Below are 25,876 nucleotides of genomic sequence, written 5' to 3' on the forward strand. Positions count from 1 at the left end.
AGGGGGCGTGACTGCGCCGCACCTCGGAACTCCCCGGGCCGTGCCCGGTGGAGCGGCCACGGTGGCGCGGCTGTCCACTGCGGCCCTCGAGCACAATGCGCGACCGGCGCTCGAACGGGGGCGCGGTGAGGTGTCTGCGCTCTACGCAGACGCGTGGGGGCACGGCGCCGACTGGGTGGCCGGCGTCCTCGCGCGTCTGGACCTGGACCCCGAGACGCTCGACGCCGACACGCTGTTCGGCCTCCCGGCCCCCGACGCCCAGACGCGCCCGGTCCTGACGCTCACGGGGCGCGTGCTGTCCACGAAGGACCTGCGCGCGGGGGAGGGCGTCTCATACGGCTATGCGCACCGCGCCGACGCCGACACCCGCGTCGCGCTGGTCACCGGCGGCTACGCCCAGGGGATCGTCCGGATGCTGGGAAACCGCGTGGCCGTGCGGATCGGTGCGGCGCTGCATCCGCTCGTGGGACGGGTGGCGATGGATGTCTGCGTCGTGGACATCACGGAGCATCCGGTCTCCCGCGGCGACGAGGTCGTGTTCTTCGGCGACCCGCGCGATCAGGCGCCGTCGCTGGCGGGATGGGCCGACGCGACGGGGTGGACGGCCGGCGAGCTGATCACCGCGTCCGGCCTCCGCGCCGTACGGGAGGTGCGCGCATGACCGCCCGCCTGATCGTCGACCTCGACGCCTTCGCCGCGAACCTGAGCCTCGTCCGCGAGCGGATCGCGCCGGCGCACCACATGCTCGTGGTGAAGGACGACGCGTACGGTCACGGGCTCCTGCCCATCGTGCGCCGTGCGCACGCGGAAGGCGTGCGCTGGTTCGGCGCGTTCGACACCGGCACCGGGCGGGCCGTGCGCGACGTGCTCGGCCCCGACGCACGGATCTTCGTGTGGATGCTGGAGTCCCAAGCCGACCTGGCCGCGGCGGTGGACGCCGACCTGGATGTCGGCGTCGGCAACGCGCTCCTGCTCGAGGATTTCGCAGCGCTCGGGACGCGCCCCGAAGGCGCCCTGCGCCCACGCGTGCATCTGAAGGTGGACACGGGGCTGCATCGCAACGGGATCCGCCCGGAGGAGTGGCCCGACGCCGTCGCACGGGCCGCCGAACTGGAGCGGGCCGGAGTGCTCGGCGTGGAAGGCGTGTGGAGTCACATCGCCGAGGCGTCGGATGCCGAGGACGACGCCGCCCGTGCGCTGTTCCTGCACGCGCGGGAGACACTCGCGGCCGCGGGGCTGCGGCCGGGCTACGCGCATCTCGCCGCGAGCGCCGCCGGCTTCACGCGGCCGGAGTTCCGCGAAGACCTCGTCCGCATCGGAGCGTTCGCCTACGGGATCGCACCAGCCGGCGGCCCGGATGCCGAGGCTCTGGGCATCGTCCCGATCGCCTCGCTGCGGGCGCATGTGATCGGCACCGACGGCACACACGCACACGTCGGCGTGGGCAGCCTCGACGGCATCCCCTCACCGCTCGGCGGGATGCTCAGCGTGCGCACGCCCGCGGGTGTGCGCCGCGTGGTGACGGTGCGGCCGGACCGGCTGATCGTCGAGGGATGGGACGGGATGACCGCGGGCGACGAGGTGGTCGTGCTCGGCGCGGGCGGACTGCACTCCGCCACGGAGCTGGCCGAGCGGATCGCCACGATCGGGGAGGAGATCGCGGTGCGGATCTCGCCCCGGATCGAGCGGATCTATCCGGGTGCGCCGGTCGGCTGAGCCTGTGCGCCGGTCAGCTGAGGCCGGTCAGGCGCTCTCGGTGAGACGCGCGGTCTCGTCATGCCACGAGGTGGCCACGTTGCGCAGCTTCTCCTCGTACTTGCGTCCGTGGTGCGCGCAGAACAGCAGTTCACTGCCGTTCACCTCTGCGGCGATGTATGCCTGAGCCCCGCACGAGTCACACCGGTCGGCTGCGGTGAGACGGTACTCGAGGACGGCGGCGTTGTCGGTCGGTGTCGATAGCGTGTTCATCTCGGTACCCTCCTCCGGTGCTCGCGGTTCTTCGCTCAACTCATACAACCACGCCCTGAGGGCACCGGCGCCCGCCGTGCACGGCATTTCGCTCACCGCGTACGACGGCCCCCGGGCGCCGTGTGTCTGCAGCCCGGTGGGGGAGGTCGCGGTTATCGTGGGAGATTGTGACCGACGAGTATTCCGCCCACCACCTTCAGGTGCTCGAAGGCCTCGAAGCCGTCCGCAAGCGCCCCGGTATGTACATCGGGTCCACCGACTCCCGTGGCCTCATGCACTGCCTGTGGGAGATCATCGACAACTCCGTCGATGAGGCCCTCGGCGGGCACGGCGACCGCATCGACATCATCCTGCACGGCGACGGCAGCGTCGAGGTGCGCGACCGGGCCCGCGGGATCCCCGTCGACATCGAGCCGCGCACGGGCCTGTCGGGTGTCGAGGTGGTCTTCACGAAGCTGCACGCCGGTGGCAAGTTCGGCGGCGGCTCGTACGCCGCTTCCGGCGGTCTGCACGGCGTCGGCGCATCCGTGGTCAATGCCCTCTCCGAGCGCCTCGACGTCGAGGTCGACCGCGGCGGCAAGACGTACGCGATGTCGTTCCACCGGGGCGAGCCGGGCGTGTTCGCCGGCCCCACCCCGGATGCTGCGTTCACCCCGTTCGACAAGAGCAGCGAGCTGCGCGTCGTGGGCAAGGCCCGCAAGGGCGTCACCGGCACCCGCATCCGGTACTGGGCCGACCGTCAGATCTTCACGAAGAACGTCGCCTTCGGCTTCGAGGAGCTCGAGCAGCGCGTGCGCCAGACGGCGTTCCTCGTGCCGGGCCTGGAGATGGTCGTCCGCGACGAGCGCGGGGCCGAACCCGTGGAGACCGCGTACCGGTTCGACGGCGGCATCTCGGAGTTCGCCGAGTTCCTGGCACCCGACGCCGGCATCACCGAGACGTGGCGCCTGACCGGGTCCGGGACCTTCACCGAGACCGTCCCGGTGCTCCAGCCGACGGGCGCCATGGTGCCCACGGATGTGGAGCGCGAGTGCGAGGTCGACGTGGCGCTGCGGTGGGGCACCGGGTACGACACCGTGATGCGCTCCTTCGTCAACATCATCGCCACCCCCAAGGGCGGCACGCACCAGCAGGGGTTCGAGCAGGGCCTCATGAAGGTGCTGCGCGGCCAGGTCGAGCAGAACGCCCGCCGCTTGAAGGTGGGCAACGACAAGCTCGAGAAGGACGACATCCTCGCGGGGCTCACCGCCGTGCTGAACGTGCGGCTGCCCGAGCCGCAGTTCGAGGGACAGACCAAAGAGATCCTCGGCACCCCGGCGGTCCGCCAGATCGTGTCGTCCGTGGTCACGAAGCAGCTCGCCGCGCGCTTCGCCTCCACCAAGCGCGACGACAAGGCGCAGACGGCCCTGCTGCTGGACAAGGTCGTCTCCGAGATGAAGTCGCGCATCTCGGCGCGCACGCACAAGGAGACCCAGCGGCGCAAGAACGCCCTGGAGTCCTCGTCGCTGCCAGTGAAGCTCGTGGACTGCCGCTCGAACGACGTCGCCGACTCCGAGCTGTTCATCGTCGAGGGCGATTCCGCGCTGGGCACCGCCAAGCTCGCGCGCTCGAGCGAGTACCAGGCGCTGCTGCCCATCCGCGGCAAGATCCTGAACGTGCAGAAGGCCTCGGTCAGCGACATGCTCTCCAACGCCGAATGCGCCGCGATCATCCAGACCATCGGCGCGGGCTCGGGCCGATCCTTCGAGCTCGACGCGGCCCGATACGGCAAGGTCATCCTGATGAGCGACGCCGACGTGGACGGCGCGCACATCCGCACGCTCCTGCTCACCCTGTTCTTCCGCTACATGCGTCCACTCGTGGAGGCCGGACGCGTCTTCGCCGCCGTGCCGCCGCTGCACCGCGTGGTCGTGATGAACCCGGGCACCAAGCCCAACGAGACGATCTACACCTACAGCGAGCAGGAGCTGCACGCCCTGCTGACGAAGCTGACGAAGTCGGGCAAGCGCTGGCAGGAACCGGTGCAGCGCTACAAGGGCCTCGGCGAGATGGACGCCGATCAGCTGGCGACCACCACGATGGACCGCGCCGGCCGCACGCTGCGCCGCGTGCGGGTGGAGGACGCGGAGCTTGCCGCGAGCGTCTTCGAACTGCTCATGGGGAACGAGGTCGCCCCGCGCCGCGAGTTCATCGTCGAGGCCAGCGACCGACTCGCGCGCGAACGCATCGACGCCTGACCCTTCGTCGGCGAGAACCCGTCGGCCGGGCTCTCGCCGACCGACGTCAGCGGACGGTCGTGCCGAGGGCGCCGATCACGCCGTCCAGGGGGGTCCCCGACGCGTCGCGCTTGGCGCCGGAGGGCGGCAGCTGCCGCACGGCGCCGTCGGAGCCCACGGCGCGCGGGTCGGATCCCACCCACGCGAGGGTCAGCACGTCTTCGCCCTTGAGGAATCGCTGCGCGCGCACGCCGCCGGTGCCGCGGCCCTTCGCGGGGTACTCGGTGAACGCCGAGACCTTGGCGCTGCCCGCGTCGGTGCCCGCGATCGCCGACGCCGACCCGGCGACGGTGACCACGACCGCGTCGAAGGCGGATGCTCCCACCGCCGAGAACCCGACCGCCTCCACTCCGTCGGCCAGCCGCATACCGGCCATGCCGCCGGCGGCGCGCCCCTGCGGGCGCACGGACGATGCGTCGAAGCGCAGCAGCTGCGCGTCGGCGGAGATGAAGACGAGCTCGGCACCGTCGGAGGCCGGTGCCGCGCCCACGACACGGTCGCCCTCGCGCAGCGTGATGATCGAGACGTCGTGCTTGTTCGACGGCAGTTCGCTCGCCGACACGCGCTTGACCACGCCCTGGGCAGTGCCGAGGGCGATGGGCGGATCGGCCACGAGCGGCACGATCGCCACCACATGCTCGCCCCCGGTGAGCCCGAGGTACTGGTCCGCTTTCGTGCCGGCGGCCAGCTGCACGGCGTTACCGGGGACGGAGGGCAGGTCGACGGGGGAGAAGCGCACCAGGCGTCCTGCGCTCGTGACGGCGCCCACGTCGCCGCGGGTGGTGGTGTCCACCGCCGAACGGATCGCGTCATGCTTCGACCTGCGTGCCGGCGTCACGATGCCCTCGTTCGGGGCGTCCGGGGACCGCTCGGCCCGCACCATCCGTCCCGTGGCGGAGAGGAAGACGCGGCACGGCGCGTCCGCAATCTGCAGGTCGGCGGCGGCTGCGGCCCGCGACGAGCGCGCGGTCACCGGCCCGCCGTTCAGGAGCATGGTGCGACGCGGCGTGCCGAGGGCTTCGGACGTGGCCTCCAGCTCCCGCGCGACCTGCGCGCGCAGCAGCGCCGGGTCACCCAGCAGCTCCACCAGTGCGTCGATCTCGGCCTTCAGAGTGTCGCGCTCGGCTTCGAGGTCCATGCGGGAGAACTTCGTGAGGCGCCGCAGGCGCAACTCGAGGATGTACTCCGCCTGCAGCTGGCTCAGATCGAACACGTCCATCAGCCGCGCGCGGGCCTGCTCGCTGTCGTCGGAGGTGCGGATCACCTGGATGACCTCGTCGATGTCGAGGATCGCGATCAGGAGCCCCTCGACCAGGTGCAGGCGTTCGCGGCGGCGGGCGAGGCGGTACTCACTGCGCCGCGTGACGACCCGGATGCGGTGATCCAGGTACACCCGCAGCAGGTCGCGCAGGCCGAGGGTCTGCGGCTGACCGTCGACGAGGGCGACGTTGTTGATGCCGAAGGAGTCCTCCATCGGCGTCAGGCGGTAGAGCTGCTCGAGCACCGCATTCGGGTCGAACCCGGTCTTGATGGCGATGACCAGGCGCAGCCCGTTGGTGCGGTCGGTGAGGTCGGTGACGTCGGCGATGCCGGCGAGCTTCTTGCTGGTGACGGCGTCCTTGATCTTCTCGATCACCCGCTCGGGTCCGACCAGGTAGGGGAGCTCCGTGACGACGAGCCCCGTGCGGCGCGGGCCCAGCGACTCCACCGACACCTTCGCGCGCGTGCGGAACGTGCCGCGCCCGTTGGCGTACGCGTCGCGGATGCCGTCGAGTCCGACGATGATCCCGCCGGAGGGGAGGTCGGGCCCGGGGACGAACTCCATGAGCTCTTCGAGGGTGGCCTCCGGATGCTGCAGGAGATGCACGGCCGCCGCAACCACCTCGATGAGGTTGTGCGGTGCCATGTTCGTGGCCATGCCCACGGCGATGCCGGATGCGCCGTTGACGAGCAGGTTCGGGAACGCCGCCGGAAGCACCTCGGGCTGCTGGAACTGCCCGTCGTAGTTGGGGATGAAGTCGACGACGTCTTCGTCCAGATCGGCGGTGAGCGCGAGCGCGGGCGGGGCGAGACGTGCCTCGGTGTAGCGCGGGGCGGCGGGGCCGTCGTCGAGCGACCCGAAGTTGCCGTGGCCGTCGACCAGCGGCACGCGCAGCGAGAACGATTGGGCCAGACGCACGAGGGCGTCGTAGATGGGCGCGTCACCGTGCGGGTGCAGCTTTCCCATCACCTCGCCCACGACGCGGGCGCTCTTGACGTGGCCGCGGTCGGGCCGCAGGCCCATCTCGGCCATCTGGTACAGGATGCGCCGCTGCACGGGTTTGAGGCCGTCGCGCGCGTCGGGCAGGGCTCGGGAGTAGATCACCGAGTACGCGTACTCGAGGAAGGACCCCTGCATCTCGGTGGAGAGATCGACGTCTTCGATGCGTTCTTCGACGGCAGGGGAGGGGCGGGAAGAGGGCATGTCCGTGTGGGCCTCGGGTCGGCGGAGTCGGGCGAGGCGGTTGCGCCTCGACGGGGGGCCGCCCGCCTGTGCGAGACTGGCCCGGATGCCTCTCAGCCTACCGGCGTACCCGCCGCGAGCCCGGAGCCTCACCGGTGTGCTGACCGATGCGCTGGCCGCACTGGGCGGCGCATCCGAGTTCCTGCCACCTGCCCGCAGCGCCATCGTGTTCGTGATCGACGGGCTCGGCGCCGCCAACCTCGCCGGGCGGCGCGGCCACGCGCGTTTCCTGTCGTCGCTGTCTTCGCGCAGCGCTGTCGCGCGTACGGTCTTCCCCTCCACGACGGCGGCCGCTCTCACGAGCCTGCTGACGGGAACGGATCCCGGGCAGCACGGGATCGTGGGCTATCGCGTGCGCGTACCCGGCACCGCCACGGCTCCCAACCAGCTGCGCGGATGGGAGACGGATGGCCTCGATCCCCTCACGTGGCAGCGCTCGACGCCGATCCTCGAGCGTGAGAAGGAGCTGGGACGCCCCACGTTCGTCGTGACGCGTTCGGAGTACCGCGGCACGGGGTTCACCGCGGCGACGATGCGCGGGGCGGACATCTTCGGCGTCGACGACCTGGGCGACCGCGTCGAGACGGCCGCGCGCGTGGCGGCGGAGCATCCCGGCGCCCTGGTGTACCTGTACGCGCCCGACCTCGACAGCGTCGGGCACCGCCACGGGTGGGAGTCGGATCAGTGGTCGTCCGCGCTGGAGCGGGTGGATGCCGCGGCCGCACGCTTCTCGGCGGCCCTCGACCCCGCCGACGGCGCGCTCATCACCGCCGACCACGGCATGGTCGACGTGCCCGCGCACCGCCGGCTGCTCTTCGGCGAGGACTCACCCCTGTGGGACGGCGTCGCCGTGGTCGGGGGCGAGCCCCGGATGCTGCACCTGTACGCCGAGCCGGGCCGTGCCGCGGACGTGCACGCGGCGTGGGCGGCGGCGGAATCCAGCAGGGCCTGGGTCCTCACCAGGGCCGAGGCCGTGGGGGCCGGTCTGTTCGGGCGCGTCGACGCCGAGGTCACCGAGCGGATGGGGGACGTGCTGGTGGCCGCACGCGCGGCGGTCGCCTATTACGACGACCGCGAACCCGACAAGGCGTCGCAGCGCATGGTCGGGCAGCACGGGTCGCTCACGGTCGAGGAGCGGATCGTGCCGCTGCTGCGGCTGGGCGCGTTCGCCTGAGCGGTCAGCTCTCGTCGCCGCGCGCTCCGAAGACGATCTCGTCCCATGACGGCATCGACGTGCGGCCCCGGCGGCGGCCACCCGAATCGGACGAGGGTGCCGGGGTGGCGGATGCCTCCGTGTCGGGAGAGGAACCCGATCCGTCGTAGCCCGGCTCCAGCGCATCGAACAGTGCCACGGGCGCCGACGTCCGCTGCGGCTCGGTCTCGGTGCCCGGCAGGGGTTCACGCTGTCCGCGTCGGCGACGGAGCGCCTCGAGCAGATCGGCGGTCTCGGTCGAGGTGACCGAGGCATCCGGCGCGCGACGGGCGGCGTCCTGCGTCGCATGAGGCGGCGCCGCAGCCTCCGGCACCGGCTCGGTGTCGTGCTGCTCGATGCGGCGGGGCCCGAACGCCCCGCTGTCGAAGCGGGTGTCATCCTTGGCCAGGGGCACGTCCAGCGCCCGCAGGCGGGGGATGAGCCCCTCGGGCAGGGAACCCTGACGCGAGAGCTGGATCGCGTCGGCGTTCTGCGGCGAGAGCGTGCTGCGGCGGGGGTCGAAACCCCAGCGCGCGTCGTGGTCGATGGCGTTCGCGGTGAACTCGAGCTTGACCACCCAGCCGGTCGATTCCTTCCAGCTGGTCCACCGCTCGCCCGTGGCGTGAGCCTCGGCGAGCTTGGCGCGGACGGCCGCACCGAAGGTGACGTGCTCGTGTTCGAGCTCGCCCCCCAGGAGCACGGGGACGGCGAGGGCCTGACCGACGACGTGGTCGCGCTCGGCGAGCACCGGCCGCTCGAACTTCACGACGTCCTCCAGGCGTGCGCCCATGAGGGCGGCGACCTCGGGGGCCGACATGCCGGCGCGGATGTGCGCCTGCACCTCGCGGGGACTGGGGCGTGGGCCTCGGTCCTCTGCCGTGCGTTCGCGCCGCGCTCGGCGCATCTCGCCGCGCAGCACCTCGTCGACGGCGAGAGTGAACCTCTCACCGGACTCCGTCGCCAGGACCAGGAAATTCTCCTCGGTGCCGATGACTTTGAGCTGTTCCATGCGAAACACCCCTTCGATCTGCGGTCAGCGCCCATGCTGACACAGCCATCGCCCGAGGCCGGGAATATCGCGGGCGCGCCGCGCGTTTTGCCGGTGTTCCCTTGATGACGACGATGCCGTCACGGCCGTGCGCATTTGCGAAACGACGGGCCGTCATGCAAACTATGGCCGCCCGATCGGGCACGGCACCCCCCTGTTCCACCCCCTGAAAGAAGAGACGTTCACGCATGGCGACCGATTACGACGCACCCCGCAAGACCGAGGACGACAGCGAGTCGATCGAGGCCCTGAAGGAGCGCGTCCCGGACAAGACCTCCGGCGCGATCGACGTCGAGGATGCCGACAACCCCTCGGGCTTCGAACTGCCCGGGGCCGACCTCTCCGACGTCGAGCTCGACGTCGTCGTCCTCCCGCCGCAGGAGGACGAGTTCACCTGCTCCAACTGCTTCCTCGTGAAGCACCGCTCGCAGCTCGACCACGACGGCGGCTCCGGCCCTATCTGCCGGGAGTGCGCGGCCTGACCTGAGCGCGGCGGATCGCCGCAGACAACCGCTCCGGGGTGCGCGTGGAGATCACCCACGCCGGAGTGGGGTCGTCCGGGTCGGTCACGGGCACCGTGACCACCCCATCGATCCCGCCCCGAAGCAGCATCCACGACCTCCGGTCGATCAGAGCCCCCCGCGCCTGCCGCGCCTCCTCGCCCGTCGCCGGGACCGGCTCGCCCAGCAGGTCCGCGTCGATGCGGGCGGGCCCGGCGTGCAGCACGCCCTCCCGCACCTCGACGACCGGCGACAGGGCGATCAGGCCCACGACGATGCCGATCCCCACGATCGCCCCCACGATCAGCGCGACCGTGCGATCCACCGGGGTCAGCACGAGAGCGGCCATCGGACCGCACACGGCCGCCGCCACGAGAACCCACAGGGAGGGGCTCAGCCGCTCGCGATAAGTGATTGCACCGCGGATGCTGCACCTTCCCATCTGCATTACCCTCATGGGGTGACCGATACCGTCGACGTCCCCATTATCGCCGCCGCGGCTCCCGTGTACGCGCACCCCGGTGACGCCGGCGCCGACCTCACCGCGGCCGAGGCCGTGCGGCTGGAGCCGGGGGAGCGCGCCCTCGTGGGCACCGGCGTCCGCATCGCCCTTCCGGACGGCCACGTCGCATTCGTCGTGCCGCGCAGCGGCCTGGCCGCCAAGCACGGCATCACCATCGTCAACGCACCCGGCACGGTCGACGCCGGCTACCGCGGCGAGATCAAGGTCTCCCTCCTCAACACCGACGCACGCGAGGCGTTCGACGTAGCGGTGGGGGATCGGATCGCCCAGCTCATCGTGATGCCGGTTCCACCGGTGCGCTTCCTACCCGTCGACACGCTGCCCGACAGCTCGCGCGGCGAAGGCGGCTTCGGGTCCACCGGCTACTCGAGCACCCAAGGGGTCCGCGCATGACCGATCTGTCCCCCGAGGCCCCCGTCGGCAAGGAAGCCCCTGCCGACCGCGACAGCGCCGGCCCGTTCGACGAGTCCGAAGCCAACCCGGTCCGGCCCTACATCGACCTCGGCGGCATCAAGGTGCTGCCGCGCGAAGGATTGAACCTCCGCCTCGAAGTCGAGGAGCAGACCAAGCGCATCGTGGCGGTGGGCCTGGACTACGCCGACTCGACGCTGCAGGTGCAGCCGTTCGCAGCCCCGCGCACCGCCGGCCTGTGGACCGAGACGCGTGAGCAGATCCGCCAGCAGGTCCGCCAGCAGGGCGGCCGCGTCGAAGAGCGCGAGGGACCGCTGGGGCCCGAGCTCCTCGCGGAGGTCCCCGTCGTCGCGGGCGCCGACGGCACCGGCAAGCGCCTGGCCCGTTTCGTCGGTGTGGACGGTCCGCGGTGGTTCCTGCGCGGCGTGATCGGCGGAGCCGCCACGAGCGACACGGATGCCGCGGCGAAGGTCGAGGACCTGTTCCGCTCGATCGTCGTGGTGCGCGGGAGCGCCCCCATGCCGCCGCGCGATCTGATCCCGCTGAAGATGCCCGCCGTGCCAGGTTCGGCGTGACCGACTCCGAGCGGCCGCACGGGCGCGCAGACGGCGACGCCGGCGCATCCACGCCCGACATCCCGCCCCCCGCCTCCGAGGCGCTGCGTACGGCGCTCGGTCAGGCGGCGGCCCGGGCAGCGGGCCTGAATGCCGAGGGCGCGGAGTCCACGGGCGCCGCCGTGTGGACCGCGATGGGCGGATGGCGCGGCATCCTCGAATCCGTCCTGCCCAGCCTCGCGTTCGTCGTGCTGTTCACGCTGACCTACGACGATCGCGCGGGGCAGGGGAACCTCTGGCTGAGCCTCGGCGTCTCGGTCGGGATCGCCGTGGTGTTCAGCGTCATCCGGCTCGCGCAGCGGTCGCCCGCCAGCGCAGCTCTGGGCGGCCTCGTCGCCACGGCCGCCGCGGCGGGGCTCGCCCTTCTGACCGGGCGCGGTCAGGACAACTTCGTCTTCGGCTTCATCACCAACGGCGCCTACGGCACCGCCTTCCTCGTCTCCGCCCTCATCGGGTGGCCGCTGATCGGACTGGCCGTCGGCTTCCTCATGAACGAGGGCACGCGCTGGCGGGGCGAGCCGCGCAAACGCCGCGTGTTCTTCTGGCTGTCGGTGGCGTGGGCAGCGCTGTTCTTCGCGCGCCTGGCGGTGCAGCTCCCGCTCTACTTCGCCGGCGACGTCACCGCGCTGGGAACCCTGAAGATCATCATGGGCCTACCGCTGTTCGCGCCGCTCGTGGCGGTCACGTGGCTTGCCGTCCGGACGCTCTACCCGCCGCGGCAAACCTGATACATTTATCTTGACATCGAGATAAATTCTCTCGTCTTCCCGGTTAGGACAGCCTTCCTAGCCGCCGCGACATGCGGCGGGGAAGATGAAGAGGGCGGGTTCGCCCCCGCATCCGCCGACGAAGGAGACGAACGTGTCCACGGTTGACAGCTTCGGTGCGAAAAGCACCCTGACGGTCGGCAGCACCGACTACGAGATCTTCCGCATCGACACCGTCGAGGGCTACGAGAAGCTCCCGTTCAGCCTCAAGGTGCTGCTGGAGAACCTGCTCCGCACCGAAGACGGCGCGAACGTGACGGCGGAGCAGATCCGGGCACTGGGATCGTGGGATGCCGCGGCAGAACCCGACACCGAGATCCAGTTCTCGCCGGCCCGCGTGGTCATGCAGGACTTCACCGGCGTGCCGTGCATCGTCGACCTCGCCACGATGCGTGAGGCCGTCGCGGCGCTGGGTGGAGACCCCTCGCGCATCAACCCCCTCTCGCCCGCCGAGATGGTCATCGACCACTCGGTGATCGCCGACCTGTTCGGCACCCCCAACGCCCTCGAGCGCAACGTCGAGATCGAGTACGAGCGCAACGGCGAGCGGTACCAGTTCCTCCGCTGGGGCCAGACGGCGTTCGACGACTTCAAGGTCGTCCCGCCCGGCACCGGCATCGTGCACCAGGTGAACATCGAGCACCTCGCCAAGGTCGTCTACGACCGCACCGTCGACGGCGTCCTGCGCGCCTACCCCGACACGTGCGTGGGCACCGACTCGCACACCACGATGGTCAACGGCCTGGGCGTGCTGGGCTGGGGCGTCGGCGGCATCGAGGCCGAGGCCGCGATGCTCGGCCAGCCCGTGTCGATGCTGATCCCGCGGGTCGTCGGGTTCAAGCTCACCGGCGCGATCCCCATGGGCGTCACCGCCACCGACGTCGTCCTCACGATCACCGACATGCTCCGCAAGCACGGCGTGGTGGGCAAGTTCGTGGAGTTCTACGGCGAGGGCGTCGCATCCGTCCCGCTGGCCAACCGCGCCACGATCGGCAACATGAGCCCGGAGTTCGGCTCCACCGCGGCGATGTTCCCCGTCGACGACGTGACCCTCGACTACCTGCGCCTGACCGGCCGCAGCGAGGAGCAGGTCGCCCTCGTCGAGGCATACGCCAAGGAGCAGCACCTGTGGCACGACCCGGGCGTCGAGCCGGTGTTCAGCGAGTACATGGAGCTGGACCTGTCCACGGTCGTCCCCTCCATCGCTGGCCCCAAGCGCCCGCAGGATCGCATCGAGCTGTCCCGCTCCAAGGAGCAGTTCGAGCACGATCTGCTCGACTACGCCGAGCCCGGCGCGCACACGCCGGTGGATGCGGCGGTGGAAGGAACCTTCCCGGCCTCGGACCCCATCGGCTTCACGCCGCAGGACGAGACCAGCCAGGGCGAGCCGCCCTCGGAGGTCAGCCACCAGCACGAGCACGACGCCCAGTCGCTCAGCCACGCACCCTCCACGGTCTCGAAGCCGACGAAGGTGACGCTGGAGGGCGGGGAGTCCTTCATGCTCGACCACGGCGCCGTCACGATCGCGGCGATCACCTCGTGCACCAACACCTCCAACCCCTCGGTCATGCTCGCCGCGGGCCTGCTGGCTCGCAACGCGGTCAAGAAGGGCCTGAAGGCCAAGCCGTGGGTGAAGACCACCCTCGCGCCCGGATCGAAGGTCGTCACCGACTACTACGAGAAGGCCGGCCTCACGCAGGACCTCGAAGACCTCGGGTTCTACACCGTCGGATACGGCTGCACGACCTGCATCGGCAACTCGGGACCGCTCATCGAAGAGGTCTCGACCGCGATCAACGAGAACGACCTCGCGGTCACCGCGGTGCTCTCGGGCAACCGCAACTTCGAGGGACGCATCAACCCCGACGTGAAGATGAACTACCTCGCGTCGCCACCCCTGGTGATCGCGTACTCCCTCGCCGGCTCGATGAACTTCGACTTCGAGACCGATCCGCTGGGCAAGGACACCGAGGGCAACGACGTCTTCCTCAAGGACATCTGGCCCGACGCCGCCGAGGTGCAGGCGACGATCGACTCGTCGATCAACGAGGACATGTTCACGCGTCAGTACGCGACGGTCTTCGAGGGTGACGAGCGCTGGCAGAACCTGCCCACGCCCACCGGTGACGTGTTCGAGTGGGACGAGGCATCCACCTACGTGCGCAAGCCCCCGTACTTCGAGGGCATGACGATGGAGCTCACCCCCGTGCGCGACATCACCGGCGCGCGCGTCATGGCGGCTCTGGGTGACTCGGTCACGACCGACCACATCAGCCCGGCCGGCAACATCAAGGTCGACAGCCCCGCGGGCCGTTACCTGGCCGAGCACGGCGTGGACCGCAAGGACTTCAACTCCTACGGATCGCGCCGAGGCAACCACGAGGTGATGATCCGCGGCACCTTCGCGAACATCCGCCTCAAGAACGAGCTGGTGCGCGCGGTCAACGACGGCGCCATCGTGGAGGGCGGCTACACGCGCGACTTCACCCAGCCCGGCGGCCCGCAGTCGTTCATCTACGACGCCTGCCAGAACTACGCCGCGCAGGGCACGCCCCTCGTGGTGTTCGGCGGCAAGGAGTACGGCTCCGGCTCGTCGCGCGACTGGGCGGCCAAGGGCACGAGCCTCCTGGGCGTGAAGGCGGTCATCACCGAGAGCTTCGAGCGCATCCACCGCTCCAACCTCATCGGTATGGGCGTCGTCCCGCTGCAGTTCCCGGCCGGCGAGAGCTGGTCGTCGCTGGGCCTGGACGGCACCGAGATCGTCTCCATCCAGGGCCTCGAGCAGCTGAACGAGGGCGTCACGCCCAAGACGGTGCGCGTCACGGCCGAGCCGAGCGAGTTCTCGCCCGAGGGCAAGGAGACGGTCGAGTTCGACGCGATCGTCCGCATCGACACGCCCGGTGAAGCGGACTACTACCGCAACGGCGGCATCCTGCAGTACGTGCTGCGCTCACTGGTCTGAGTCCCGCACGACGCGGCCCCGGGGGAGACCTCGGGGCCGCTTCCGTATCCCCGGAGGGGTGGGCGCAGATCGTACACGCCGGGCCGCTCGTGCGCCGCGCAGGCCCCGTACAGGGGCGCGCGGCTAAACTCGGAGGACGGCGCCCCGGCGCTGCGACCGGTCGGAGAAGGATCCCATGGAGCTGCTGCCCACCATCACGAGTCCCCGTGACATCGACGCGCTGGATCTCACCCAGCTCCAGCAGCTGAGCGCGGAGATCCGGGCGTTCCTGGTCGAGAACGTCTCCCGCACGGGCGGACACCTGGGTCCGAACCTCGGCATGGTCGAGCTCACGATCGCCCTGCACCGCGTCTTCGACTCGCCGGCGGATCCGATCATCTTCGACACCGGCCACCAGTCCTACGTCCACAAGCTCCTCACCGGGCGGCAGGATTTCTCCCGTCTGCGCTCGCGCGGCGGCCTGGCCGGCTACCCCCAGCGCTCCGAGAGCCCGCATGACGTCGTGGAGTCCTCCCACGCATCCAGTTCACTGAGCTGGGCCGACGGCGTCTCCCGTGCGTTCAGCCGCACGGGACGCCATGACCGTCATGTGGTGGCGGTCGTGGGCGATGGCGCTCTCACCGGCGGCATGACGTGGGAGGCGCTCAACAACATCACCGATGACAACGACCGCAACCTCGTCATCGTCGTCAACGACAACGGGCGCTCCTACGCGCCGACCATCGGCGGGATGGCACGCTACCTCAACCGCGTGCGCACGAACGACGCCTACCGGACGCTGCACCGCGGATCCGACTCTCTCTTCCGCAGCCTCGGCCCGGCGGCCCGCGCGCTGTATCGCGGCGTGCGCGGCGGCACGCGCGGCTTCCTCTCGCGCTTCACCAACAACGCCGCCCTCTACTCCAACCTCGACATCAAGTACCTCGGGCCGGTGGACGGCCACGATCTCGAGGTGCTGCTGGAGACGCTCGAGCTGGCGAAGTCCTACGGTGCGCCGGTGATCGTGCACGCGATCACCGAGAAGGGCCGCGGTTACGCCCCGGCCCTCAGCGACGAGGCCGACCAGTTCCACGCGGTGGGCAAGATCGATCCCATCACCGGCGAGCCGCTGTCGGCGAGCAGCGGCAACGACTGGACCGATGTGTTCGCCCGTGAGCTCGTCGAGATCGGCGGCGAGCGTGAGGACGTCATCGCGATGACCGCCGCCATGCTGCGCCCCACCGGCCTGCAGCTGTTCGCCGAGCGCTTCCCCGACCGGGTCTACGACGTCGGGATCGCGGAGCAGCACGCCGTGGCATCGGCCGCGGGCCTGGCGTTCGGTGGGCTACATCCGGTCGTCGCGATCTATGCGACCTTCATGAATCGCGCCTTCGACCAGGTGCTCATGGACGTCGCGCTGCACGGAGCGGGCGTGACGTTCGCGCTGGATCGTGCCGGGGTCACCGGCCCCGACGGCCCGAGCCACCACGGCATCTGGGACCTCGCGATGCTGCAGCTCGTGCCCCGCATCCGCATCGCCGCACCGCGGGATGCCGCACGCCTGCAGGAGGAGCTGCGCGAGGCCGTTGCCGTGGACGACGCCCCCACCGTCGTGCGCTACCCGAAGGGCGCGGCCGCGCCGGATCTGCCGGCCCTGGAGCGCCTGGCCGACGGCGTCGACGTGCTCGCCCGGTCCGATGCGGAAGACGTCCTGCTGATCGGCATCGGTCCCATGGCGCACGTCGCGATGGATGTCGCGACGCGCCTGCGCGCGCAGGGCATCGGGGCCACGGTGGTCGACCCGCGCTGGGTCATTCCCGTGCAGCCCTCGATCGTCGAGCTCGCCGGGCGCCATCGCCTCGTCATCACGATCGAGGACGGCATCCGCGTGGGTGGCATCGGCACGCGCGTACGCCAGGTGCTCCGCGAAGCGGGCATCGACACGGCCGTGGACGAGCTGGGCGTTCCCGACGAGTTCATCCCGCACGCCTCGCGCGAGCAGGTGCTGGAGGATGCCGGCCTGACCGCCGCGAAGATCGCGCAGGACGTTGTCTCGCAGGTGCTCGGCACGCGCATCCCGGTGGCCCGGCCGACGGAGCAGGAGCCGGTGTGGCTGCTCGACGTCGCCACCCGCCGCGACGCCCAGGAGCGCTGACCCGCACCGTACGCCCTTCCCCGCCACGCGTCCGCGCCACTTCCGTGCGGCTCGGCGCCCGCGCCACGCGTCCGCGCCACACGTCCGCGCCACTTCCGTGCGTTCGCGCCGCTTTGAAGCGTGGCGGATGCACCGAACAGGCGCGAACGTGGGATGACCGAGCCCCGCGGCATCCGCGCCCGCGCCACGCGTCCGCGCCACTTTCGTGCGTTCGCGCCGCTTTGAAGCGTGGCGAATGCACCGAACAGGCGCGAACGTGGGGCGGAGGGGAGCGGGGCAAAGGGAAAGGGCGACCCCGGAGGGCCGCCCTTTCGCGGATACTGCTCAGCCGCCGATGCGGCGGATGCTGCTCAACGGCCGATGCGGCGGGTGCTGCTCAGCCGCCGATGCCGCGGATGGGCGGGTGGTGGAACGTGTCGCCGAACACGCGCTCCGACGCGCCCTCCCGGTCGAGGTACGGCGAGGCGCCGCCGTCGATGAACGGCCACCCGGCACCGAGGATGAGGCACAGGTCGATGTCTTCGACTTCGGGCACGACGCCTTCATCCAGCATGAGGCGGATCTCCTGGGCGAGGCCGTCCTGCACGCGGCGCAGGATGGCGTCCTCGGATGCGGGGGAGGAGCCGGTCTTCAGCACCTTTTGCGCGGCTTTGGTCCAGCCGGTGACGCGGCCGCTCTTGTCCTTCTCCACGACCTCGGGCAGTTCGGCCAGCTGGTGGAAGTTCTCCGACGCGAAGAACCGCTCCGGGAACGCCGTGGCCATCGTGTCCTGCACGTGCGCGGCGACCTTCCAGCCGACGAGGTCGATGAGCTGGAACGGCGTCATCGGAAGTCCGAGCGGCGCGAACGCCTTCTCCACGGTCAGGAGCGGGGTGCCCTCGTACACCGCGCGCGCGGCCTCGCCCATGACCTTCGCCAGAAGCCGGTTGACGACGAAGCCGGGCGCGTCGGCGGTGAGCACCGCATTCTTGCCGAGGGTCCGCGCCACCACGAACGCGGTCGACAGCGCCGCATCCGAGGTGTTCGCCGTCCGCACGATCTCGATCAGCGGCATGACGGCGACCGGGTTGAAGAAGTGGAAGCCGACCAGGCGCTCGGGGTGGGCGAGCTTGGCGCCGATCTCCTCGACCGACAGCGACGACGTGTTCGTCGCCAGGATCGCGTCCTCGGCCAGAAGCGGCTCGATCTCGGCGAACACCTGCTGCTTGACGCCGACCTCTTCGAAGACCGCTTCGATGACGAAGTCGCAGTCGGCGTACTGGCTCTTGTCGGTCGTGCCGCTCACGAGCGCACGCAGACGGTTCGCGCCGTCGGCGTCCAGCCGGCCCTTGGCCTCGAGCTTGCCGATCTCCTCGTGGACGGAGGCGACGCCCTTGTCCACGCGCGCCTGGTCGAGGTCGGTGATCAGGACCGGAACCTGCAGCTTGCGCACGAACAGCAGCGCGAACTGGCTCGCCATGAGCCCCGCACCGATGATGCCGACCTTCTGCACCTTCTTCGCCAGCGCCTTGTCGGGGGCGCCGACGGGCCGCTTGGCGCGCTTCTGCACGAGATCGAACGCATACATGGATGCGGCGAACTGGTCGCCCACGATGAGGTCGGCGAGAGCCTCGTCCTCACGGGCGAAGCCCTCCGCCTTCGTGCCGCTCTTGGCCTTGTCGAGCAGATCGAGCGCGACGTAGGGGGAGCGGGGCACGGTGCCGATACGGCTCTCGAGCATGTTGCGGGCCATCTTGACGGCGATGGGCCACTTGGTGAGGCGCTCGATCTTGCCGGGCTCGTTCTTGCGCGTGACCTTGACGGCGCCGGTGAGCACGCCGTCGGCCCAGCGCAGCGAGTCTTCGAGGTAGTTCGACGCCGGGAAGATGGCGTCCATGATCCCCAGCTCGAACGCCTGCTTCGGCTTGAGCACGCGGTTCTGCTTGAGCGGGTTGGAGATGACCACCTCGAGCGCGTTCTCGATGCCGATGAGGTTCGGCAGCAGGTATGCGCCGCCCCAGCCCGGGATGATGCCGAGGAAGACCTCCGGCAGCGCGATTGCCGCGGCCGAGGCATCCACCGTGCGGTAGGTGGAGTTCAGCGCGATCTCCAGCCCGCCGCCGAGCGCCAGGCCGTTCACGAACGCGAAGGACGGCACGCCCAGCTCCGAGAGCGAGCCCAGCACCTGGTGGCCGCGCTGCGCGATCAGCCGCGCGACGTCCTTGGACGGCAGGTTGGAGACCTCCGACAGGTCCGCGCCCGCGGCGAGGATGTACTGCTTGCCGGTGATGCCGACCGCATGGATCTCGCCGGCGGCGGCGCGGGACTTCAGCTGCGCGAGCGTCGCCCCCAGCTCGGCGAGGGTGGCCGGTCCGAGCGTGTTGGGGCGCGTGTGGTCGCGGCCGTTGTCGAGGGTGATGAGGGCGAGCACCTTGCCGGAAGCCAGCCGCACGTCGCGCACACGGGCGTGCGTGACGACCTCGTCGGCGGACAGGGACTCCAGCACGGTGAAGTCGATGTCGTCGTAGTTGGTCATTCCTGCCGTCACTTCCGCTTCTTGCCGTCGAAGTAGGGGTTCTCCCAGATGATCGAGCCGCCCTGGCCCAGCCCCACGCACATCGCTGTGAGGCCGTAGCGCACGTCCGGACGCTCGGCGAACTGCGCCGCGAGCTGGATCATGAGGCGCACACCGGATGCTGCCAGGGGGTGGCCGACCGCGATCGCACCGCCCCAGGGGTTCACGCGGGGGTCGTCGTCGGCGATGCCGAAGTGATCCAGCAGCGAGATGACCTGGATGGCGAACGCCTCGTTCAACTCGAACAGTCCGATGTCGTCGATCGTCAGGCCCGCCTTGCGGAGCGCCTTCTCGGTCGAGGGGATCGGGCCGATGCCCATGATCTCCGGCTCGACGCCGGCGAACCCGAACGACACCATCCGCATCTTGGGCGCGAGGCCCAGTTCCTTCACCGCGGCCGAGCCGGCCAGCAGCGACACCGTGGCGCCGTCGGTCAGGGGCGAAGAGGTGCCGGCGGTGACGCGTCCGTGCGGGCGGAACGGCGTCTTCAGGCTCGCCAGTCCCTCCATCGTGGTCTCGGGGCGGCGGCCCTCGTCCTCGGTGGCGAGGTTCCAGGCGCCCTCGGCATCCTTGATCGCCACCTGGACGAGGTCGGGCTGGATCTTGCCGGCCTCGTACGCCGCCTGCAGCTTCTGCTGGCTGCGCATGCCGTACCGGTCGGCCCGTTCCTTGGTCAGGTGGGGGAAGCGGTCGTGGATCCGCTCGGCCGTCACACCCATGTTCAGGGCGCCGGGGTCGACGAGCTTCTCGGCGACGAACCGCGGGTTCGGGTCGGCGTTGGCGCCGATGGGGTGGCGACCCATGTGCTCGACGCCGCCGGCGAGGGCGACGTCGTACTGGCCGAATCCGATCGAGGCGCCCATCGTGGTGACGGCGGTCATGGCTCCCGCGCACATGCGGTCGATCGCAAGGCCCGGCACGGTCATCGGCAGACCCGCGAGGATCGCAGCCGTGCGCCCGAGCGTCAGGCCCTGGTCACCGGTCTGCGACGTCGCGGCGATCGCGACATCGTCGATGCGGTCCTTCGGCACGGAGCCGTTGCGCTCCATGAGTCCGATGATCGCCTTGACGATGAGGTCGTCGGCGCGGGTGTTCCAGTACATGCCTTTCTCGCCGGCGCGGCCGAACGGCGTGCGCATGCCATCGACGAAGAAGACGTCCGAGATCTCGGCCACTCTGCCTCCAAAAGTAGGGATGCCGTCAGCCTATGAGGCGGGCCGTGAGCCCCCGAATCGGTTGGATCGAACCTACGAAGGGTCCGGCGTCGCGTCGACAGGCGGATTGACGGATTCCACAAAGGCATCCGCGATTGACTGTGCGGTCTGCTCAATCTGCCAGGGACGCGCGCCCAATTCGTGCAGCGCTTCGCCGATGGAGTCCGCCGTGATCTCGACGGGCGGAGCCCATGCCACGCGACGGAGCACTTCCGGCGTGAGCAGGTTCTCCGTCGGCATCCCGAGCTCCTGCGCGCGTGCCTCCACGACGGGGCGCGCCGCGCGCAGGCGGGCATCGGCCTGGGGGTTGCGATCGGCCCACGCCCGCGGTGGCGGGAGGGAATCGGAGGGCACTCGGTCCGGCGGCAGCTCGGTCGCCTCGCGTCCGGCCACGATGGCGTTCCACCACCGATCCAGCTGGGTGCGGCTGGCGCGCCCGTTGAAGTCCTTGATGGCGGCCAGCTCCGGCTTGGACTGGGGGTCGGCGATCACCGCGGCCACGAGCGAGCGGTCGGGCACCAGGCGTCCCGGGGCCACGTCCTGCTCGCGCGCGAACTCCTCACGCGCGAGCCACAACGACCGGGCCACCGCCAGGGCGCGCCGTCCGCGGACGGTGTGCAGGCCGCTCATCCGGCGCCACGGATCGTCCCGCGGCGGTTTGGGTGGCCGGGCGCGGACGGCTTCGAACTCCTGCGCGGCGTACTCGGTCTTGCCCTGCTCGCTCAGCTGCGCGACGAGGGCGTCACGCACGTCGACGAGATGCGCGACATCCAGCGCGGCGTATTCGAGCCAGGACTGCGGCAGGGGGCGCGTCGACCAGTCGGCGGCGGAATGGGCCTTCGCCAGCGTGATGCCGAGTGTGGACTCCACGACTGCCCCGAGTCCCACGCGCTCGTGCCCGAGAAGCCGGGCGGCCAGTTCGGTGTCGAAGATCTCGAGCGGATCCAGCCCGCGCTCGCGCAGGGACGGGAGATCCTGGCTGGCGGCGTGGAACACCCACTCGGCGTCGCCGATGGCCTCCTGGAGAGGCGCGAAGTCGGCGATCTCGACGGGGTCGAAGAGGTAGATGCCCGCCCCGCGGCGGAAGACCTGGATGAGGTAGGCGCGCTGCGAATAGCGGAAGCCGGAGGCGCGCTCGACATCGACGGCGACGGGCCCGGTTCCGGCAGCGAGCGCGTCAACGGCCGCCGAGAACGCCTCCTCGTCGGCGATCACGGAATACTCAGTCACCCACAGACCTCCGCGCGCCGAAGACGGCGATCCCCTCGCTGCCGGGCGGGAGGCCGGCGAGCATGCACACCAGTTCCGCCCACGCCTCCACGTGCGGCCCGAAGGGCGCCTGAGGTGTCCAGGAGGCGCGCAGTTCGATCTGCGCCCCGTCGCCCTGGACGGCGAGGGAGCCGAAGCCCTTGGACAGAGTCTTGGTCGCGGTGCCCGACGCCGAGTGATACCCCGCGCCGCGCGATCCCAGCGCGTCGGTCAGCCATGACCACGCGACATCCGCCAGGAGAGGGTCGATGCCGATCTCGGCCTCCAGCGGCGCCTGGGCGAAGCACACGATGCGCCACGCACCGCCCCACGGCTCGGGCTCGTCGGGGTCATGCAGCAGGATGAAGCGGCCGGTTCCGTAGGGGGAGTCGGCGCCGCTCTCGTCGGGCCGCACATCGCCGGCCAGCGCGAGGGCGTCAGGGGCCAGTCCCGCGGGCGCAGGGATCTCGCGCACGGCGAAGTCGGATCGGAACGTGAGCGACCGCAACTGATCGGCGGCTTCGACGAAGACGCTCGACGTCCCGTCGGGAGGAAGCTCGGTCACGGCCACAGACTAGAGTGAGGCCTCGATGAACGCCTCCAGGCGCGCCGCAAGCTCCGGCGCCTCCCCTCGGTACGCGGGCGCCCTGCACGCGGCGATCGCGCTTCTGGGGATCTCCCTGGGCGCCGTGCTGACCGCCATCGGGGCGATCTCGCTCCGGGTGGCCCGGCGCGTGGTCACCCCGGCCGACCGCGTGACCGACACCCGCATCGTCGACCTGGACACCAGCGCGCAGACGGTCACCCTCACGCGCAACGCCGACACCGAGCTGCCGGGACGCTACGGCCTGTTCACCTCCGGCACCCTCCCGTACGTCAAGCTCGGATCCGTGCTGTCCGAAGATCAGGGCACCGTCAAGCGCAAGCTGCTCACGCACGTGGACTCGGCAGCGCACCTCTCACCCGACGCGGCATTCAGCGGCTGGTACTACGACCGGCCCGAAGACCTCCAGCTGCCGTTCCGCGACGAACTGGTCGGCTCACCCTTGGGCCCGTGCCCGGCGTGGATCTTCCCCGCGGAGGTCGACTCGGATCTGTGGGTCGTGCAGGTGCACGGACGCGGCACGACGCGCGCAGAGGCCCTCCGTGCCGTGCCGCTGTTCCATTCGCTGGGCTACACGTCGATGCTCGTGTCCTACCGCAACGACGGGGAGGGGCCGCGCAGCCGCACGGGGACCTACGCGCTGGGCGCGACGGAGTGGCGTGACGTGGATGCGGCGATCGGCCAGGCACGGCGCCTCGGTGCGCGCCGGGTGATCGTGATGGGGTGGTCGATGGGCGGTGCCATCGCCCTCCAGCTCGAGCTCAATTCCCCGCACCAGGACATGCTCGTCGGCCTCATCCTGGACTCCCCGGTCGTGGACTGGCGCGTCGTCCTGCAGTACCAGGCGCGTCAGCTGCACCTCCCTGCGCCCGTGACGGGGATGGCCCTGGGTGCGCTGGGGTCGGAGTGGGCCGCCCCGGTCGCCCGCACCGGCGGCGCGATTCCGTTCGATCGCCTGGACGGGGTGGCGCGCGCGAGCGAGCTGCACCATCCGATCCTGCTCCTGCACAGCGACGACGACGGGTTCGTCCCCTCGGACGCGTCGCACGAGCTCGCGGAGGCCCGACCCGATCTGGTCGAGATGCACACCTTCACCGTCGCGCGCCACACGAAGCTGTGGAACTACGACCAGGAGCGGTGGTCCCACGCCATCACCGAGTGGCTGCGGCGGCAGGGCCTCACCGTCGAGCGCGAAGACGCAGGTAGCTGAAGCCCGCCTCGTCGACCAGCATCCCCGCCACCTCGGTGTCGACGTGGGAAGCGATCGGCAGGAACGGGCGGTCTGCCGCGTCGAGCGCGGGTGTCACCGAGACGCAGTACTCGTCGATGACACCCGCATCGGCGAACCGGGCGGCCAGCGTCGGCCCGCCCTCGCACACGACGCGCGGGAGGCCGTGGGCGTCGAGGGCGTCGCAGATCGCGGCGGGCTCGATGTCTTCGCCGCCGGGGATGGCGAGCACCTGTGCGCCGGGAAGCCCCGAGCGATCCCGCACCTCGGCGGAGCGGGTCTCCGGGCAGATCAGCAGCAGGCCGTCCACCGCGTCGCCGAGCCGATGGCCGTCGAGGTCGCCGCTGACCGTGACGATCGCCAGGCGCGCACGCCGGGGGAGGACGTATCCCTCCGCGCGCACCGTCGCGGCACCGACGACGACCACGTCGGCCGCCGCGCGGATGATGCCGAGCAGGGCGCGATCCGTCCGGCTCGTCAGCGACTCGCTCGTGCCATCGGATCCGGCCGCGGCGCCGGTGAGGCTCGTGATCATGTTCAGCCGCACATAGCGGGTGTCGTCGCGCGCGTACAGACGCTCCAGCCAGGCGCGTCCCTCGGGCGTGCCGATGTCGTGCGCACCGCCGCCGGCGGGCACGACCTGCGTGACCTGCACGTCAGGCCGCGCGCTTGGCGCGCACCTGGCGCTTGGCGCGCATGAGCATGCCGGTCATCCCGGCGATGCGGAGGGGGCTGACCGCGCGGGTCAACCCGATGCTCTGCGGGAAATCGTCGGGGATCGCGAGCACCTCGTCGGCGCTCAGGCCGCTGATGCCCTGCACCAGGATGCTGGCGAACCCGCGCGTGGTCGGAGCCTCCGCCGGAGCAGTGGCGTGCATGGCCACGCGGTCATCGGAGTCGACGTCGATGACGATGTACACCGGCGACTGGCACTCCACGACGCGCTCGCACATCTCGGGGTGACCGTCGTACTTCGCGGGCACCGCCGGGAGCTCCTGGGAGTACTCCAGCAGCAGCTGGAGACGCTCGGGCTCCTCGAGCTCGAGGAACTCGTCGCGGATGCCCGCCAGGGCCGTGGGCAGAAGGGTTTCGGTCATCCCTGCCATCATCCCACGCCCCGCGCCCCTGCGGCTGGGTTGCGCCGGGGTCAGCGGGCCTGTGGAAGCGTCCCCGACTCCGTGCCGGTCGCGATCGGGACCCGCACGGCGCTGCCCCACTCCGTCCACGACCCGTCGTAGTTGCGGACGTTGTCGAAGCCCAAGAGGTGCTGCAGCACGAACCACGTGTGGCTGGATCGCTCCCCGATGCGGCAGTAGGCCACGATCGCGTCGCCGTCCTTGAGGCCGGCGCCCTCGCGGTAGATCGCATCCAGCTCGGCCCGCGGCTTGAAGCCGCCGTCTTCGGCGACCGCCTTGCCCCACGGCACATTCTGGGCGGTGGGGATGTGGCCGGCGCGCAGCGCGCCCTCTTCGGGGTACGCCGGTGCCGTCGTGCGCTCGCCCGAGTACTCCTCGGGGCTGCGCACGTCCACCAGCGGGTTGCCGAGATGGGCCAGCACATCGTCCTTGTAGGCGCGCAGCAGCGCGTCGTTGCGCTCGACCACGGGGTACTCCGCGGCAGGCCGTCCGGCGGGTTCGGTGGTCATCGGGCGTCCTTCGGCGATCCACTTGTCGCGTCCGCCGTCCAGCAGGCGCACGTCCTCGTGACCGAACAGCGAGAACACCCACAGGGCGTAGGCGGCCCACCAGTTGTTCTTGTCGCCGTAGAGCACGATCGTGTCGTCGCGGGAGATCCCCTTGCGGCTCATGAGTTCGGCGAATCCGGCGCCGTCGATGTAGTCGCGCACGACCGGGTCGTTCAGCTCCGTGTGCCAGTCGACCTTGACCGCGCCGGGGATGTGCCCGATCTCGTACAGCAGCACGTCCTCGTCGGATTCGACCACCACCAGTCCCGGGGTGCCCAGGTGCTCCTGCAGCCAGTCGCCGGAGACGAGGCGCTCGGGCGCGGCGTACTCGGCGAACTTGGGGGACGTGGTGTCGTACTCGACGGTCATCGTTGCTCCTCGGTCGGGACGGGGAAGGGTTCGGCGTAGGCTGGATGGCGCCCCTTCGACCCTAGATCCGCTGCGGG

Annotated in this window: 22 protein-coding genes; 11 read left to right on the forward strand and 11 right to left on the reverse strand. The window is 70.7% G+C overall.

The genetic code is table 11. From position 1 onward, the window contains the following. Positions 1–7 precede the first annotated feature (7 nt). Entirely contained in the window at positions 8–661 is a 654-nt protein-coding gene (locus tag E4V99_RS14480; RefSeq protein WP_245233205.1) for an alanine racemase C-terminal domain-containing protein, read from the forward strand. Further along, complete coding sequence (locus E4V99_RS14485; RefSeq protein WP_135117683.1) at positions 658–1,716, forward strand: alanine racemase; 1,059 nt, start codon at positions 658–660, stop codon at positions 1,714–1,716. Before E4V99_RS14480 ends, E4V99_RS14485 begins: the two co-directional genes overlap by 4 nt. 27 nt (positions 1,717–1,743) lie before the next feature. On the opposite strand, the gene E4V99_RS14490 is transcribed toward E4V99_RS14485, so the two are convergent. Beyond that, positions 1,744–1,968 carry a hypothetical protein gene (locus E4V99_RS14490; protein WP_135117684.1) on the reverse strand — a complete coding sequence of 75 codons (225 nt, stop codon included), beginning with the start codon at positions 1,966–1,968 and terminating at the stop codon, positions 1,744–1,746. Between the two features lie 164 nt (positions 1,969–2,132). Here E4V99_RS14490 and E4V99_RS14495 point away from each other — a divergent pair, with 164 nt between their 5' ends. Next, entirely contained in the window at positions 2,133–4,205 is a 2,073-nt protein-coding gene (locus tag E4V99_RS14495; protein ID WP_135117978.1) for a DNA topoisomerase IV subunit B, read from the forward strand. A 46-nt stretch (positions 4,206–4,251) separates the two neighbouring features. Here the strand turns inward: E4V99_RS14495 and E4V99_RS14500 are convergent, their stop codons facing one another. Continuing rightward, on the reverse strand, positions 4,252–6,708 hold the full coding sequence (locus E4V99_RS14500; protein WP_135066456.1) for a DNA topoisomerase IV subunit A: 2,457 nt from the start codon (positions 6,706–6,708) through the stop codon (positions 4,252–4,254). A gap of 85 nt (positions 6,709–6,793) precedes the next feature. Between E4V99_RS14500 and E4V99_RS14505 the strand changes: the two genes are divergently transcribed. Next, on the forward strand, positions 6,794–7,921 hold the full coding sequence (locus E4V99_RS14505) for an alkaline phosphatase family protein (protein WP_135117685.1): 1,128 nt from the start codon (positions 6,794–6,796) through the stop codon (positions 7,919–7,921). Positions 7,922–7,925: 4 nt separating this feature from the next. Here E4V99_RS14505 and sepH read toward each other — a convergent pair whose 3' ends face one another. Further along, positions 7,926–8,948: a septation protein SepH gene (gene sepH / locus E4V99_RS14510; protein WP_135117686.1), complete on the reverse strand. Its 1,023-nt coding sequence runs from the start codon at positions 8,946–8,948 to the stop codon at positions 7,926–7,928. Between the two features lie 227 nt (positions 8,949–9,175). Between sepH and E4V99_RS14515 the strand changes: the two genes are divergently transcribed. Further along, positions 9,176–9,469 (forward strand): DUF4193 domain-containing protein, encoded by a 294-nt coding sequence (locus E4V99_RS14515; RefSeq protein WP_135066447.1) that lies wholly within the window; start codon positions 9,176–9,178, stop codon positions 9,467–9,469. On the opposite strand, the gene E4V99_RS14520 is transcribed toward E4V99_RS14515, so the two are convergent. Next, positions 9,444–9,929 carry a DUF3093 domain-containing protein gene (locus E4V99_RS14520; RefSeq protein WP_308195119.1) on the reverse strand — a complete coding sequence of 162 codons (486 nt, stop codon included), beginning with the start codon at positions 9,927–9,929 and terminating at the stop codon, positions 9,444–9,446. The two genes, E4V99_RS14515 and E4V99_RS14520, sit on opposite strands and share 26 nt — an antisense overlap. A gap of 18 nt (positions 9,930–9,947) precedes the next feature. Between E4V99_RS14520 and dut the strand changes: the two genes are divergently transcribed. From dut to dxs, 5 genes are all read left to right on the forward strand, one after another. After that, a complete protein-coding gene (gene dut / locus E4V99_RS14525) occupies positions 9,948–10,403 on the forward strand; it encodes a dUTP diphosphatase (protein WP_135066444.1) in 456 nt (151 codons plus the stop codon). Further along, entirely contained in the window at positions 10,400–10,996 is a 597-nt protein-coding gene (locus E4V99_RS14530) for a DUF3710 domain-containing protein (RefSeq protein WP_135066441.1), read from the forward strand. Before dut ends, E4V99_RS14530 begins: the two co-directional genes overlap by 4 nt. Positions 10,997–11,055: 59 nt before the next feature. Beyond that, positions 11,056–11,763, forward strand: a complete 708-nt coding sequence (locus E4V99_RS14535; RefSeq protein ID WP_240742882.1) for a DUF3159 domain-containing protein — start codon at positions 11,056–11,058, stop codon at positions 11,761–11,763. Between the two features lie 133 nt (positions 11,764–11,896). Further along, positions 11,897–14,764, forward strand: coding sequence for an aconitate hydratase (locus E4V99_RS14540; protein ID WP_135117688.1), 2,868 nt, complete (start codon positions 11,897–11,899; stop codon positions 14,762–14,764). A gap of 175 nt (positions 14,765–14,939) precedes the next feature. After that, complete coding sequence (gene dxs, locus E4V99_RS14545; protein WP_135066432.1) at positions 14,940–16,898, forward strand: 1-deoxy-D-xylulose-5-phosphate synthase; 1,959 nt, start codon at positions 14,940–14,942, stop codon at positions 16,896–16,898. A gap of 376 nt (positions 16,899–17,274) precedes the next feature. On the opposite strand, the gene E4V99_RS14550 is transcribed toward dxs, so the two are convergent. The 4 genes from E4V99_RS14550 to E4V99_RS14565 form a co-directional block, all read right to left on the reverse strand. Further along, a complete protein-coding gene (locus E4V99_RS14550) occupies positions 17,275–19,413 on the reverse strand; it encodes a 3-hydroxyacyl-CoA dehydrogenase NAD-binding domain-containing protein (protein WP_135071155.1) in 2,139 nt (712 codons plus the stop codon). Positions 19,414–19,421: 8 nt separating this feature from the next. Next, positions 19,422–20,627 (reverse strand): thiolase family protein, encoded by a 1,206-nt coding sequence (locus E4V99_RS14555; RefSeq protein ID WP_135066429.1) that lies wholly within the window; start codon positions 20,625–20,627, stop codon positions 19,422–19,424. 72 nt (positions 20,628–20,699) lie between these two features. Continuing rightward, positions 20,700–21,896, reverse strand: a complete 1,197-nt coding sequence (locus E4V99_RS14560) for an HRDC domain-containing protein (RefSeq protein ID WP_135117689.1) — start codon at positions 21,894–21,896, stop codon at positions 20,700–20,702. Then, on the reverse strand, positions 21,889–22,485 hold the full coding sequence (locus E4V99_RS14565; RefSeq protein WP_135066423.1) for a DUF3000 domain-containing protein: 597 nt from the start codon (positions 22,483–22,485) through the stop codon (positions 21,889–21,891). Before E4V99_RS14565 ends, E4V99_RS14560 begins: the two co-directional genes overlap by 8 nt. Positions 22,486–22,504: 19 nt before the next feature. Between E4V99_RS14565 and E4V99_RS14570 the strand changes: the two genes are divergently transcribed. Then, positions 22,505–23,728, forward strand: coding sequence for an alpha/beta fold hydrolase (locus E4V99_RS14570; RefSeq protein WP_135066420.1), 1,224 nt, complete (start codon positions 22,505–22,507; stop codon positions 23,726–23,728). Here the strand turns inward: E4V99_RS14570 and E4V99_RS14575 are convergent. The 3 genes from E4V99_RS14575 to E4V99_RS14585 are packed head-to-tail and all read right to left on the reverse strand — an operon-like array spanning position 23,697 to position 25,799. Further along, positions 23,697–24,401, reverse strand: a complete 705-nt coding sequence (locus E4V99_RS14575; protein ID WP_245233206.1) for a dihydrofolate reductase family protein — start codon at positions 24,399–24,401, stop codon at positions 23,697–23,699. The genes E4V99_RS14570 and E4V99_RS14575 overlap by 32 nt on opposite strands. Position 24,402: 1 nt before the next feature. Then, the gene (locus E4V99_RS14580) at positions 24,403–24,843 is read right to left on the reverse strand and encodes a SufE family protein (RefSeq protein WP_135066417.1); all 441 of its coding nucleotides are present in this window, start codon (positions 24,841–24,843) and stop codon (positions 24,403–24,405) included. Between the two features lie 50 nt (positions 24,844–24,893). Beyond that, a complete protein-coding gene (locus E4V99_RS14585) occupies positions 24,894–25,799 on the reverse strand; it encodes a sulfurtransferase (RefSeq protein WP_135066414.1) in 906 nt (301 codons plus the stop codon). Between the last annotated feature and the right edge of the window lie 77 nt (positions 25,800–25,876).

The sequence above is a fragment of the Microbacterium sp. dk485 genome, from assembly GCF_004570445.1.
Taxonomy (GTDB): domain Bacteria; phylum Actinomycetota; class Actinomycetes; order Actinomycetales; family Microbacteriaceae; genus Microbacterium; species Microbacterium wangchenii.